Consider the following 12,651-nt stretch of genomic DNA (forward strand, 5'->3'; position numbering starts at 1 on the left):
ATCAGTTTTCCAATCCTTCTCGTCTCTTTACGCCGAGATCGTCGGAAACGTTAGTTAGGTGCGAGCGCGGCAATACGCGCATGCCGGCCTCCAGTCCACTAAGCACCTCAACCGAATCAGTGTTGTGGTCACGTGTTGTTAAGTGGCGTATTCTTGCCTTGCCATCTTCGTAGAGCAAGACATAGGGGTCGTTGGGCGGGCCACGCAATAAAGAACGGGGGAGGAGAACGACTTTGTGCGGCTTGGGAAAAATCTCGGCTCGCGCGAAAAGGCCCGGTTTGATTTTGTAGCCGTCATTGGTGATAACTGAACGTGCGTCAATCGACCGAGAGGCTATATCGATTCGGTCGTTAATAATGTGAATCTCAGATTCAATTACATCCGGTATACCATCGATACGGATTTCGACTTTCGTGCCTAACGTGATTTCGGGTAAGTACTTGGCAGCTATACTCCAGACGGCTACGACAGGATCGGCTTTTTTTACCTGGACCACGGCCGAGTTTCCCATGCCTGAGGCTCGGCTTGAGATGAAAACGCCTTCGTCCACAAACCGTTCGGTGATTACGCCGGTGTAGGGCGCGCGGGCAATAGCATCTTCAAGACTCTGTTCGACCTGGGCGAGTTTTGACTTTGTAATATCGACACGGGCTCTCGCAGTTTCTAAAGCGGCGGCCGAGGTGTCAAATTGCGCTGCTGAAGCTACCCCCTTGTTGCGCAGATTGGAGACCCGATTAAATTCAATCTTTGCCTTTCGAAATTCGGCCGCATATAGGGCGGATGAAGCAGCGAGTTCCTGCTTTTGTAACCTGAGTACGACGTCTCGCGTTCGAAACAAGGCGTCGCCAGCTTTCACTCGATCGCCAACGCGCACATAGATTTCCTCAATCGTTCCTTCGATCTTGGGGCCAATATTGCTGGATTTTGCAGCCATTATCGTACCGGTTGCCAAAATGGGTTTTACAACGTTTTCAGTAGTGACGGTATGTAAGGCGAATTGGGATGGTTGAGAGTGCTCGGATGGCGGTGCTTGCTCAGTAATTTCGTTCTCTGCCGATGCAAATGCTTTGCCACTATGAAAAGCGGCGATCAGTGGCAGCGACACAAGAAAAATCGATTTGCTGATAAGGCGCAATGGAATACCCTCTTGCAATAAGGCGTTGTACATACTATAAGTATACATAACATATGTAAACAGAGGTTATTCCATGAAGCGAGAGGACTTGGAGTGGAATTTAGGGTACCTGCTAGACGATGCAGCGCGGCTGATGAGGCGGGCCTTCGATGCGCGAATCAGACACTTGGGTTTGACGCGAGCACAGTGGTTTGTGCTTGCACAGCTTTATCGGGAAGATGGGTACACCCAGACTAATCTTGCGAAATTGGCGGATATGGACAGGGCCACGCTGGGTAAAGTTGTCGACCGCCTCCAGGAAAAGGGCTTAATTGAGCGACGTCCACACCCTGAAGACAGGCGGGCCAATCTTATCTACATCACAAAAGCATTTGATCGGCTGGTCGCGCCAATGCGTGCAGAATCAATACGACTCTACTCCGACGCCCTGCGCGGGCTTAGTGTCAAGCAGTGCGAGCAATTTACCGCTATGTTAGCCAAGGTCCGCGAAAATTTAATCGGTAAGGCAGAGATTGAAAATGATGGGGTTAGCGAAATGGGTTCGTTGATGCCGCGTATGGTCGGCGTCCGTGAGCTTACCTGATTGCAGGTTCGGGCAGACAGAGAAGATGCAATAACTTTTAGTAATAATTATTTCCGCTACGCTGTGACTTGCGTGCAGCTGCCGATGCTATGCCAGGCATGCCTCGAGCATCCGGAGCCTTATTAAATATCTAAATGAGGAAGATATGGTGTTTGAGCAAGGAAAAACTGGTATTGGCAGCACTGAAAAGTTATTTGATATGTTCTTCACGCATATTGGTACGCATCGTGACCTTGGATTGACGCTCCAAAATATAGAGGGAGATATCGCTAGAATTCATCTTCCTTTTCAGAGTAAGCATGCTGACTCAATAGAAAATGGCAGTCTTCATACAACCGCAATAGCGACGGCCATTGATAGCGCCTGCGGCTGTGCGGTGATGCTTCATCTCGGCAAGCCGGCAGCCATCGCGACCGTGAATCTAAGAATCGATTACATGCGCAAACCTGAGCCTGGGCGGGGCTTGGTTATCGAAGCTAGTTGCTATCAATATGCGGAGGATTTTATCTATGTTGGTGCGGCGGCTTATCAGGTAAATTCAAAAATAATGTGCTGCAACGCTGTTGGCATATTTAAATCTGACACGCCGGGCCCCGTGCTTGGCATGGAAATAACGTAGGCACGCCGAATGATAAACCAAAAGCTTATCGATTTTCTTGAAGAAACGCCTTATGCCCGTAACTACGGGACCGAAATAATTACTTCAATACCAGAGACGGAGTGCGTAACCCGGTGGCAGAATGTTTTTACGGGTAACCCACTTTTGCGTGCCTGGCACGGAGGCGTAGTTTCAGGTGTTCTTGAGCTGACCGGGACGCTCGCCGTCATAAATTCTGCCAAGACTAACGAGTGCGCATTGCTTTCTATAAACACGAGCTACCTTCGTCCAGCCTTAGGTGATAAAAGTTTGTTTAGCCGTGCCACTGTCGTTCGAAGCGGAAAACGTGTTCATACGGTCAGCGCTGTTGTGTGGCAAAACTCTCCGGATGAACCAACAGCAATGGCATCATTAACGTTCGCAGGAAAGTAGTAACTCATGGTCTGCAGAAAGTCCGGGGCATCCACTTCAATTGCAATCCCGATTGAGGCTTTTTATAAGAGTTGCCCTAAGCGTTCACCAAAACTGCTTTTGTCGTCATGACAAAGCGTGATCTTTACTGACTGAATAAACACATCTCACCACACCCTTCATATCACAAGTATCCATCTTTAGATCAAATGCCTCTATTTTTTTTCGAGGTGCCTGTTGCTAGATTACCCAAGTGAAAAGGCCAACACTTTGGGGGCGCGAGCTAAAAGCGCATGGCCAAAATTCATTTCCCATGCTGGATCCCAATAATACCGTTGATCCTGCGCAGTACGCGCAACAGTTGAGGGCGAAAGTCCCGCTTGTATTGGATCCACAAGTCCAATCATTGGGCTGTCACCAATTACGGGAAAACGGAAAGTTCGTAGGACGACCGGGTGAACTGTTCTCTTTCAGCGGGCCAGAAGGCGGTTTTTAAGCAGAGGGCCGCAGCTAATTTTTGATGTGTCCGCACAACCGTGTCGACACCCCCAGACAGGTGAAGAATTCTATTATGAGCGTTGCCGAATTGGACAACTACAAGCAGGCCGCGGACAACCACGACCTGAAACACATTCCAGGCTCCTTTGGCCTTCCCGTTATAGGGCACTTCTTCGAGATGGTGACGGATCTTTACGGCACCATCGACCGACAGTATTGCCGCTACGGGCCAGTATCGCGGCTAGGAGTGGCGTACCTCAAGGGAGTGCTGCTGATCGGGCCGGATCTCTACGGGGAGGTTTACCTCGACAAGGATAAGAATTTTTCCGCTGAGATGGGGTACGCGCGCACTCTGGGTCGCTTCTACAAAGGAGCGCTGCTGCTGCGGGATCACGGCGAGCATCGCTTCCAGCGCCGCATTATGCAGAGCGCGTTCAAGACCGAAGCCATGCGCGGCTACTTCGGCACTATGGGGCCTATGCTCAAGGAGGCTGTGGAAGGCTGGGACGGTCGCGAAGACTTCCTGTTTTTCCCAGCCATAAAACAGGCCCTGTTGGACGTGGCCGCTACAATTTTTGTCGGGCTGGACAAGGACGATGATCGCGCCGCCAATTTGAATCATGCCTTCCTGGACATCGCCAATGGCCTGCTGGGGTTTTTCGCCAAGGAAATACCCGGCACTAAATACGCCAGGGGTAAAAAGGCCCAGCGCCATTTGCAGGAGTTCTTCGGTTCGTTGATCGAGGAGCGACGCCGCGGCAAAGGCATCGATACCTTCAGTTACTTCACCCGGGAAACCACTGAGGACGGTGAATACTTCAGCGACGAAGACATCATCGCGCACATGAGCTTCCTGCTCTTCGCAGCGCACGACACCACTACCAGTGCCCTTAGTCACTTGATGCTGCATCTCGGGGAGAATCCCGAGTGGCAGCAGCGCTTGCGCGAGGAAGCGGCGTCGATCGACAAGGAGTTTCTGGATTACGACGATCTCGAAAAGATGCCACTGGCCGACGCGGCGGTGAAGGAAACCCTGCGACTGCATCCCTCAGCGATGGTGGCGCAGCGGAGAACAATTCGCGACTGCGAACTCGGCGGTTACCGCATCCCTGCCAACACCCTTCTGTTTCTGGTGCCCCAGTATACCCACCGTATGGCCGAGTACTGGGATAATCCTCATACCTTCGATCCTGAGCGCTGGCTGGAGCCTCGCAACGAGCACAAGCGCCACCCCTTCAGTTTTGTCGGCTTCGGCGGCGGCGCTCATAAATGTATCGGCATGCACTTCGCGTTGACACAGACCAAGAACTTTTTACACCAGTTTCTGCGTCGCTATGAGTTCTCATTGGCGGCTGATTCCGGTGAAAAACTTCAGACCGTTCCACTGCCCAAGCCAGCGGATGATCTGCCACTGCATTTGAAGCGTTTAGGGTAATACGTCTGCGGAGGCCTCCCTGTAGGCCAAACCATCGCACCAGCACAATTTTGGCGTGGTTCGCCGGACTTTTCTGTGGTATGAGGCATGGGTTCGAGTGAGCTTCGCAGATGCTTTGCATCTCATACCCCAGTTTATTCTTTAGGATGGGATAGCCTGTAAGCTTTTGGTGACATGCCATAATGCTTTTTAAATAGCCTAGAAAAATTGTATTGATCGCTGTATCCCACCGCTTGCGCGATTGACTTAATCGACTGATTTGAATTCTGAAGAAGCAGCCGTGCTTTGTTCATTCTTAGGTTGCTAATGTAATCGAAAGGTGGCCTACCTAGCTCTTTCTTGAACAAGCGACTAAATGCCTCCCTTGTCATATTCTGACTGTTAGCCAGATTTTCAATGGCGATATTCTGTGTGTAAGACTGATTCAGGTAGGCGACTGATTTTTGAATGCGATGATCGATTACCGTTCTTTGGGATAACGTGATATCCAATTGGCTTAAGGTGTAACTAACTAAAAGGTTGCTATAAAGTTGTCCAATTAAGCCGTATCGATCTTTCTCTGCCATGGAACTAAGCCGAGTAACCCGATCAATCACTATGTCAATCGCAGGAGCCTTATAGATACCAGGTTCTATATTGAGGTGAATCGATGGCAGGTAAAAATAAAGTACCAACTGGAAAGACGATGAAAGTAGCGTGCCGTATACCTCCGTATGCGGCGGTATTAAATAGATCCAATTTGGCTCAAGAAAAATTTGGCGACCTTCATACTGCAGAGCCGCGGTAACCTCGGCATTGTAGTAAAGACACCACTCTTTGGTGTTCATGGGAACGTTGCCAATATTCTTGTCTACCCAAACATATTCGCAACTGACAAGGTCTACACGGAAATTCCCTTCTTCTTTCATAAACTGTACTTGGCTTTAAAAAAAGATGGCTTATTCTATCCAGCATAAATAATCGGGTGGCCTGCCCTATATTGTATATCACAAATAGCCATCAATTGGTCATATTACACCATTCGTCGGAGGAATGTTTGTTTGGACTTCCCCGAGAAAGATAGACACTTCCGCGCTATTCTTGAGCATAGGAGGAAGTCATATGAGCAGTCAACGATATACCCCGAAATTCAAGGACGAGGCCGTTCGCCAAGTAGTTGACAAAGGACTTTCAGTCGCCAGTTCGTCAATGCACACCGGTATGAATTTGCGGTAACAACGATGTGTCTTTCACTGAATGTTGCACGAGCCGGCTTCTACCAATGGCCGCAAATATCGCTATCTGATGGGGCAATGGAAGATTTATGGGTGCCGGCGTTAACCCGGTCATCGTATGCAGCAAGCCGGGGCGTTTATGGCTCCCCACGGGTATTCCTGGATTTGCGCGAAGTCGGAGAAACCTGCGGGATACATCGGGTTGCCAAAACCATGAAAGCCCCCCTATAAAGGCGGTGCGCGTCCAGATCACACATCTCCATCATTCGGTCAGATATACCTATTTTAGCGCAAGGTTTCTATTGCTATATTTGGAGTTGGAAAGTCCGACACATTGATTAGCAGGAGCTAGAAGGCCGTGGCAACACAATTATTTCCCATGCTGGATCCGAATTATATCGACAATCCAGAGCCGTACTGGCAACAGCTGAGAGAGGAAGCCCCGCTGTATTGGAGCGAGGAATTCAACTTTTGGGTGGTTACTCGCTATGAGGACGTGGATAATTTCGCAAAGCGGCCGGAAGACTTTTCATCTTCGAGCGGCCCTGGCGGTGGTTTGCGAATGGATGATACTTCAGCTGAGGACGTAGTAGGCTTTTTGCCGATGATTCAAAACGACCCGCCAGAACATACCAGGTTGCGCTCTATATTTGCCAGAAGCTTCACATCGCGCCGCATAACGCAATTGGAATCTGAGATACGTGGAATCGCCGATCAATTGATTTCTGACTTACAAAACAAATCTTCCGAAGGAAGAGAGTTGGACCTCTACAAAGATTTTGCAAGTCCATTACCGGTGGCAGTTATTGCAAAGCTTTTGGGAATTCCTTTGGAATATTACGAGCGGCTTAAATTTTGGAATGAGGCATTGGGAGTTGGTGTCGGCGGAAGCTATACAGAAAAACAGCGTTTTAACGCCACAACTGAAATGAACGACACTTTATCCGAAATCATTGAGGAAAAGCGACTCAACCCTGCAGGTGACTTGATTTCGTCGCTCGTTAAATTGGCGGATGAAGATGGCGAGCAGCTAAAGCCGAATGAACTTTTAGGGTTTTGTAAATTGTTGTGGATTGCCGGCAACGAGACAACCACGAATTTAATAACAAACGCTGCGGTTGTACTCCAGGAGCAACCCGAGATACTTGAGAAGCTGAAAAATAATAAAGCACTGATTCCTCAATTTGTCGAAGAAGCACTTCGCTACGTAGGGCCGGTAAATGGGCTCTTCCGTCGAGTAACTCGAGATATTGAATACAAAGGGAAGAAACTTAGGGAAAATGACAATGTCTGGATAATGTTCGCCTCAGCCAACAGGGATGAGAGACATTTTGAAAGCCCGGAAAGTTTCATTATTGAGCGAAGCCCTAATGATCATTTGTCACTGGGAAAGGGGGTGCATTTTTGCATGGGTGCAGCCCTGGCAAGACTTGAGGCACAAATAGCCTTTGAGCATCTGGTAGACGTGCTCCCTGGCTTTGAGTTAAAACCTGAAGAGGGTTTGCGCATTCCCGTACCAGTTCTGCGCGGGTGGATAAAGCTACCCATGATTCGTAAAGTATGACGCCATGAACGCCGCAGGGTTGTCTAATTGACTGTCCGATAATTGCCAGGCCTTAACCAGTCGTGGCTGTTCGCGCTATGGCCGCTAGGGGTCAATGAACTAAACCGCTACCGCGGTAAACGGTAGCAAGCCCTGCACGATGACCGATAGTTCGAAGATGGGTCCTTTCTGTGTTGAAGTTGTAGTTGCCACACCAGCAACCCCAACACAGGAGAAGGACCCATGTCTCAGTCTACCAAACCTATCAGCCCCCTGCGTCAACGCATGATCGACGTGACCTATCTCCAAATATTAGAGCCATGACCAAGATGAGATTTCCAGTTAACCTAACGGGGTGGAGATCTCAAAATGAAGAAACGATATACCGAAGAACAAATTATCAAGGCCATCAAGGAGCACGAGGCTGGGGCTAAAGTTGACGAAATCTGTCGTGGGCTCAATATATCCTCGGGAACCTTCTATAACTGGCGCAGCAAGTACGCTGGCTTAGAGGTTAATGAGGCCAAGCGACTCCGGGAGCTCGAATTTGAGAACAGTAAACTCAAAAAGCTATTAGCTGAGAAGCTGCTTGAGAACGAGGCGATGAAGGATGTTCTCTCAAAAAAGTGGTGAAGCCTGCAGGCCGTAAACAAGTGGCTAGCCATTTGATTGCGGAGTACAGGCTTAGTGAGCGAACAGCATGTGCGCTGGCCAGCATAAGCCGGACGGCTTATCGCTATCAGTCTAGGCCTCGCGATGACGCAGCGCTCAGGTGCCGCTTGAAGGAGTTGGCGGTGCAGCAATCTGCCTACGGCTATCTACTGCTTCATGGCATGCTCAAGGCCGAAGGGCTGGTCGTTAACCGAAAGCGAACCTACAGGATCTACACTGAGGAAGGCCTGCAAGTGCGCACCAAGAAACGCAAGAAACTGCAGCGACCCCGTCAGCCAATGGAAGTGCCAAGCGCCGTCAATCAGCGGTGGTCGATGGATTTCGTGTCTGATCAGCTAAGCAACGGTCGTCGCTTTAGAGTACTGAATATCGTTGATGACTTTTCACGTGAGATGGTCGGTCAACTAGTTTCAATTTCGATCAGTGGTCGGCAGGTGAGTCGCTTCCTAAATCAACTTTGCGCAGAGCGCGGCAAGCCAACAAAAATCATATGTGACAACGGCACTGAGTTTACGAGCAAAGCGATGTTCTTTTGGAGTCGCGAGTCAGGTGTGGTGCTTGGTTTTATTCAGCCTGGCAAACCCACTCAGAATGCGTTTGTAGAAAGCTTGAACGGTAAATTTCGGAACGAATGCCTAAACAGACATTGGTTTCGAACTTTGGACGAGGCGTGTGTGGAAATCGATCAGTGGCGGCATCACTACAACACCATTCGCCCACACAGTGCCTTGAACTATCAGCCGCCTTTTGTATTTGCTCAACGGGCGGCGTAAATTTGAGGGGCTCCCAGAAAAAAGTACCATACTGACGGTGAGTTTTGGACATGAATTGGGCACTTGGGAGGCCTGAAATCATGAAAAGGAAACGATATTCAGTAGAGCAAATCATGACGGCTGTTAAGCAGCACGAAGCTGGCATGACAGTTGATGAAGTTTGTCGCAAACTAGGTATTGCGGAAGGCACATTTTACCGCTGGAAGAAGGACTACGGTGGGCTGGAGCCAGATCAGCTCCGCGAGCTCAAACAGCTGCGCGAGGAGAATGAACGTCTCAAGCGCGTAGTTGCTGATCTGAGCCTGGACAAAGCGATGCTGCAGGAGGTCGCTGGCCGAAAGTGGTAGGCGTGTCGACTCGAAAAAAAGCGGCACGCCACTTAATCTCTGTACACCGCATTAGCGAGCGGCGAGCTTGTCGTTTGGTTGGCATATCGCGAACAGCTTTTCGCTATGTGCCAAAGCGCGATCCACAGGACTGGCTACGTTCGCGTATTAAAGACATTGCGCGCAGTCGTGTGCGCTATGGCTATAAACGCGTACACGTTCAATTACGTCGAGAAGGTTATCACTTTAACAAGAAGCGAATTCACCGGCTATACTGCTTGGAAGGCTTGCAGTTAAGGCCTAAAAGGCCAAGGCGTAACGTGAGTGCATCACACCGCAAACACCAACAAATCCCAGCTAAGGCGCGAAATGAATGCTGGGTGTTGAATTGCACACGAAAATGATCCATTTCAGACGAATATTTGCAGATCACAGTGATCCATTTAGCCTTCAGCATCTTATTGTTTTATATGAATTAGCTAAAAAGGAAGCGGATCAATATTCATCGCAACTTGTGGGTCAATCTAGGCTGCAAATCTACACACCGGATGGGACCGATTAAATTTCCTTACCGCCACCAATACTTCCCACGCAATGGACTCGGCCGCGACATCGTGGTTGGCGATATCCACGGCGAATTCGCCGCGTTGGAATCAGCGCTGCAAGCTATCCGATTTAACGAATCTCATGATCGGCTTTTTGCGCTCGGTGATCTGGTCGACCGAGGCCCGGACTCGATGGAGGCGGTGCAGTGGCTTAAGAAACCGTGGTTTCACTCAGTATTGGGGAATCACGAAGCACATCACCTCGTGTGCCACAACCACAAAACACTGCCGGGTGAATCGCAACGGTTTTTCATTTCGGGAGATGACCTTTGGATTTGGGATGTGGCTGAATCGGAGTATGCATTACTGGCCGAGTCCCTGACGCGCTTGCCGATTGCGATAACCGTTGAAACCGCTTTGGGTGACGTCGGCATGGTCCATGCCGATTTGCCTGAAGGCTTTGCAACCTGGAAGGCGTTTACCGATCATCTTGATTATGGGCAACTCGATAGTGAGCTGCTCTATCAGGCATTGTGGAACTTCAAGCAGACGGCTCATAGCACGACGGGGGAATCGAGGGGGCCTAGTACCATTCCGGATTTGACCGCCCTCTTTCAGGGGCACTCAGTGCCCGCAGCTTTTAAACCCCTTAGTGTCGGGAATCGGCATTGGATTGAAACTGGTGCCTTCCTAAGGCGAACAATCCGGCGCGGCGGTTTTACGTTGGTAGATATTGCATCTCCTACGGCACCATTACTGTCGGCCTACTAGCCACCCTCGGCGTCTTGACGGCATCATGATGATTATCTCGCATCTACGCGTTTTCAGTACCGAAAGCAGCGCGGCGCAGTATCAATTAACCGCTCTATTTTACCTGACATGAAAGCCCGCACGAACGTCATAATTTTGATGACCCGACAATTAATAGCAGAATGACTATGAGAGGGGTGTGGCCGGTTCCAGTGGAGAATACGTCGTGAGAAAAGGTATTTCCGATGTCTCTAACCCGCAGACACGTTTACTAGACGTGATCTCCAATCAAGAGTCGCCGTATTGTTCTTTGAAGTACTGGATCACCCCTGGCCAGTTCGGAAATTCAACGCTACCGAAGTGTATGAGCTTACCGGTGAACCCCTCCTGCCCTTTACCACTGGTGTGATCGTCTATTAGATAATCACCGAGATTCAAGGATTTGTTGGGATTAAGGATCAACCGGTACGTCGCCGGTAGTCCTAGATGCTTTTCTACCCATACCCGCTTCTCGGTATAGCAGGCAGGATTACGGACTGAGGGTGCGGTCAGGATATAGACCTTTAGTTGGGGGTGATTCTGAAACCAGTGATACGCCTCAATAGCCCCTTCTATCGGCGCCAGTCCTTCAAAAATTCCTGGGATGCTTTGTGGGTATGTGATGTCCGGACGGGATTCGATGGCCTCTCGTGCCGCTGAAGCATAGTCGCAGAGCACACCATCCATATCGATATACACAATCCGGTGCTCCATAGACTCCTCCTTTTAACGTGTTGAGATACCACTCTCGATTGCGTAGTCGCACCAACACCGGAAATGACGGTGATCTTACACTTAGTATCGGCTGGTCCATCATGTGACGCAACGGCAGAGAAATTACCAGAGTGATATTTTTCTTTCAGCGGTTTTTATTTCCTTCGCGCTAAAAAGCGAAAGATGAATTCTATAGAACTGGACGCCGCCCATTTACTTCCTACCGCGCTCTGACCACAGCAATAGTATGAAATCTCCATTCAACGGAGATTCATACTATGAAAAAAACCAACCGATGAATCAGGAAAAAAACCGAACTCAAAAACAAACAAAGACTACAAGCGCGCTCAAAAAAACGGAACGCAAATGCAGCTCTAGCGCCCAAGCGGGTAAAACTCCTAGCAAAGGCCGATATGGCGCCAATACAAAACCTGGTGCTCACCGTTCTTCAGATCAATAGCCGGCTACGACCACAAGACCATAGACATAGCCCGGTCTTTTCGTAAAGACAGGCCTTTGCTGCCATCCAACCACTTGCTGATTTCAGTGGCTATGAGGTTCTGATTTAGCCCCTAGCCCTAGAATGCAAATAGCAAAAAATGTATCCAAAATTCCCCTTGGAGCTACGTTTTGCTGTGCCAGTACGTTAGAAAATTCTGTATCACTGAATTAGTATGCAAATATCCATACAGCATCGGCAGAAAACACCTATGAAACCGGCAGTTCACTCATTCACCCAGCAAAAACATACGTTTTAATGGGTCGCATAATTTTTTGGGCAAGGACACATTTATCCTGAGTCGCGATGTTTGCGCAGCGCTCAAACTCAACGGCGTGATCGACAGAGACAACCCGACCGCACAGCGCGATCTTCGCAAAATTCAGGACGCGTTCAATGCCATGCACGCCGAGAGCGGCTGGCAGTTGTGCCAGCTAAGCCGTATGCTGGCAATGTCCATCGGTTAGACAAATTTTTAGAGGTTGATTTGCATCCAGTACTCCTTGCGTTCGGCTTGAGCCTTGCTTTGTTGCATGGCTGTTCCAGCGCACCCAGCAAAGGGGGCGTCGACGAGCGCTTCCGAACCAGTATTCTAGACAACGGCACCAAACTGTTTTTCTATGAATTTTCACGGGGAGAAAAACTTCGCACCCTGCTACCCTATGACCAATCTGGTGGGTTTACAGACGGCCGCGACGTGTACAGCGCCGAAGAATTGCGCAAGAAAAACCAGCGCTACTTAAATAGCGCAGTTGCGCGCAAACTGGAAGAAACCGGCTATTGCCGAGAGGGTTTCTACACACTTGACTCCCTCGTCGGCTACGCCAATGCATCACTGCGCGGTGAATGCCGAGAGGCGGCAACAGCCGAGGATCGCTCCCGATTTGCCGCAGACGGGAAATAGAAGGAGAGGGCA

At 49.6% G+C, this 12,651-nt stretch carries 14 protein-coding genes and 1 pseudogene; 12 read left to right on the forward strand and 3 right to left on the reverse strand.

The features are described from left to right. Window position 1: 1 nt before the first annotated feature. Window positions 2-1,168 carry an efflux RND transporter periplasmic adaptor subunit gene (locus AC222A_RS12125; RefSeq protein ID WP_486775036.1) on the reverse strand — a complete coding sequence of 389 codons (1,167 nt, stop codon included), beginning with the start codon at window positions 1,166-1,168 and terminating at the stop codon, window positions 2-4. Between the two features lie 40 nt (window positions 1,169-1,208). Here AC222A_RS12125 and AC222A_RS12130 point away from each other — a divergent pair, with 40 nt between their 5' ends. The 4 genes from AC222A_RS12130 (at window position 1,209) to AC222A_RS12145 (ending at window position 4,660) form a co-directional block, all read left to right on the forward strand. Further along, window positions 1,209-1,718, forward strand: a complete 510-nt coding sequence (locus AC222A_RS12130) for a MarR family winged helix-turn-helix transcriptional regulator (protein WP_372749476.1) — start codon at window positions 1,209-1,211, stop codon at window positions 1,716-1,718. Window positions 1,719-1,863: 145 nt separating this feature from the next. Next, window positions 1,864-2,337: a PaaI family thioesterase gene (locus tag AC222A_RS12135; RefSeq protein ID WP_372749475.1), complete on the forward strand. Its 474-nt coding sequence runs from the start codon at window positions 1,864-1,866 to the stop codon at window positions 2,335-2,337. A 9-nt stretch (window positions 2,338-2,346) separates the two neighbouring features. Further along, a complete protein-coding gene (locus tag AC222A_RS12140) occupies window positions 2,347-2,748 on the forward strand; it encodes a PaaI family thioesterase (RefSeq protein ID WP_372749474.1) in 402 nt (133 codons plus the stop codon). A gap of 550 nt (window positions 2,749-3,298) precedes the next feature. Beyond that, entirely contained in the window at window positions 3,299-4,660 is a 1,362-nt protein-coding gene (locus tag AC222A_RS12145) for a cytochrome P450 (RefSeq protein WP_372749678.1), read from the forward strand. Window positions 4,661-4,794: 134 nt separating this feature from the next. Here the strand turns inward: AC222A_RS12145 and AC222A_RS12150 are convergent, their stop codons facing one another. Beyond that, a complete protein-coding gene (locus AC222A_RS12150; protein WP_372749677.1) occupies window positions 4,795-5,568 on the reverse strand; it encodes a helix-turn-helix transcriptional regulator in 774 nt (257 codons plus the stop codon). A 270-nt stretch (window positions 5,569-5,838) separates the two neighbouring features. Here AC222A_RS12150 and AC222A_RS12155 point away from each other — a divergent pair. From AC222A_RS12155 to AC222A_RS12180, 6 genes and pseudogenes are all read left to right on the forward strand, one after another. Further along, a pseudogene (locus tag AC222A_RS12155) lies at window positions 5,839-6,093 on the forward strand (IS3 family transposase); the annotation flags it as partial. A 139-nt stretch (window positions 6,094-6,232) separates the two neighbouring features. Further along, the gene (locus tag AC222A_RS12160; protein ID WP_486775037.1) at window positions 6,233-7,438 is read left to right on the forward strand and encodes a cytochrome P450; all 1,206 of its coding nucleotides are present in this window, start codon (window positions 6,233-6,235) and stop codon (window positions 7,436-7,438) included. Between the two features lie 348 nt (window positions 7,439-7,786). Next, window positions 7,787-8,862, forward strand: a protein-coding gene (locus AC222A_RS12165; protein WP_372750511.1) for an IS3 family transposase whose coding sequence is annotated in 2 segments (ribosomal slippage) — window positions 7,787-8,036 and window positions 8,036-8,862 — 1,077 coding nt in all. Because the reading frame shifts where the segments join, the coding sequence is not laid out codon by codon here. 50 nt (window positions 8,863-8,912) lie between these two features. After that, a complete protein-coding gene (locus AC222A_RS12170; protein WP_372750510.1) occupies window positions 8,913-9,209 on the forward strand; it encodes a transposase in 297 nt (98 codons plus the stop codon). A gap of 107 nt (window positions 9,210-9,316) precedes the next feature. Next, window positions 9,317-9,592 (forward strand): IS3 family transposase, encoded by a 276-nt coding sequence (locus AC222A_RS12175; protein ID WP_486775038.1) that lies wholly within the window; start codon window positions 9,317-9,319, stop codon window positions 9,590-9,592. Between the two features lie 144 nt (window positions 9,593-9,736). Beyond that, window positions 9,737-10,504 carry a metallophosphoesterase gene (locus AC222A_RS12180; protein WP_372759656.1) on the forward strand — a complete coding sequence of 256 codons (768 nt, stop codon included), beginning with the start codon at window positions 9,737-9,739 and terminating at the stop codon, window positions 10,502-10,504. Between the two features lie 267 nt (window positions 10,505-10,771). On the opposite strand, the gene AC222A_RS12185 is transcribed toward AC222A_RS12180, so the two are convergent. Then, window positions 10,772-11,236: a 5' nucleotidase, NT5C type gene (locus AC222A_RS12185; RefSeq protein ID WP_372759657.1), complete on the reverse strand. Its 465-nt coding sequence runs from the start codon at window positions 11,234-11,236 to the stop codon at window positions 10,772-10,774. Between the two features lie 774 nt (window positions 11,237-12,010). Here AC222A_RS12185 and AC222A_RS12190 point away from each other — a divergent pair. Next, on the forward strand, window positions 12,011-12,202 hold the full coding sequence (locus tag AC222A_RS12190) for a hypothetical protein (RefSeq protein ID WP_372759658.1): 192 nt from the start codon (window positions 12,011-12,013) through the stop codon (window positions 12,200-12,202). 20 nt (window positions 12,203-12,222) lie between these two features. Continuing rightward, window positions 12,223-12,639, forward strand: a complete 417-nt coding sequence (locus AC222A_RS12195; protein ID WP_372764497.1) for a hypothetical protein — start codon at window positions 12,223-12,225, stop codon at window positions 12,637-12,639. Window positions 12,640-12,651: the final 12 nt, after the last annotated feature.

The organism is Litorivivens sp. (genome assembly GCF_057445395.1).